This is a genomic window from Lysobacter sp. N42, from assembly GCF_004344885.1.
Map to the genome: position 1 here is coordinate 1 of NZ_SKFB01000152.1, position 597 is coordinate 597.

The window sequence follows — 597 nt, forward strand, 5'->3', positions numbered from 1 at the left end:
ACCGAGCCCCAACTGCGGGCGCTAACACCTGAGTTAAGCCGCGCCGCGAAGCGGCGTCGGCTTGGACGAATTGTTAGGCCGCCGCCCGCCGATACACCCAGGCGAGAAACGACCCTGCTGCGAGGCCGAACAGCGAGCCCGGATATGCTTGGCCGGTTAGGACAATGCCACCGAGACTGCCAAGCGAGAAGCCCAAAACAGGTTGAACTGTCCAGCTCTTGACCACGGCGTGGCGGGCTCCGGTTGCCAGATTAGCTGAATGGATGAGCCACAAGAAGCCGAGTGCGCTTGAACCGACGAGTGGCAGCGCTAAGCCAGCGATCTGCAACGCATCACGCACATAGGCTGGGAAGGGGCCCAGCCATGACAAGACACCAAGTACGAGCCCAGCAGCGATGACTGATAGTGAGGCGACGTGCGGAGCAGTGAGCTTCTTCATGATTCGACGTAACACAATGCGGGGCCTAACACTTGAGTTAAGCCGCGCCGCGAAGCGGCGTCGGCTTGGACGAATTGTTAGGGAAGGTCTGAACAACCCGCTCTGCCGCCCGGATTGCGGCATCGTGGCGCCGGCCTGGCGTCGCTTTCGAGCCGGAT

Annotated in this window: 1 protein-coding gene; it reads right to left on the reverse strand. The window is 61.6% G+C overall.

Going from position 1 to position 597, the window contains the following annotated elements; genetic code table 11:
• Window positions 1-73 precede the first annotated feature (73 nt).
• Window positions 74-439 carry a hypothetical protein gene (locus EYQ95_RS26280; protein ID WP_132332201.1) on the reverse strand — a complete coding sequence of 122 codons (366 nt, stop codon included), beginning with the start codon at window positions 437-439 and terminating at the stop codon, window positions 74-76.
• Window positions 440-597 lie beyond the last annotated feature (158 nt).

Excerpts from the sequence above, each read along its gene's own strand:
- EYQ95_RS26280 (WP_132332201.1), bottom strand. The coding sequence starts at position 439 with ATGAAGAAGCTCACTGCTCCGCACGTCGCCTCACTATCAGTCATCGCT.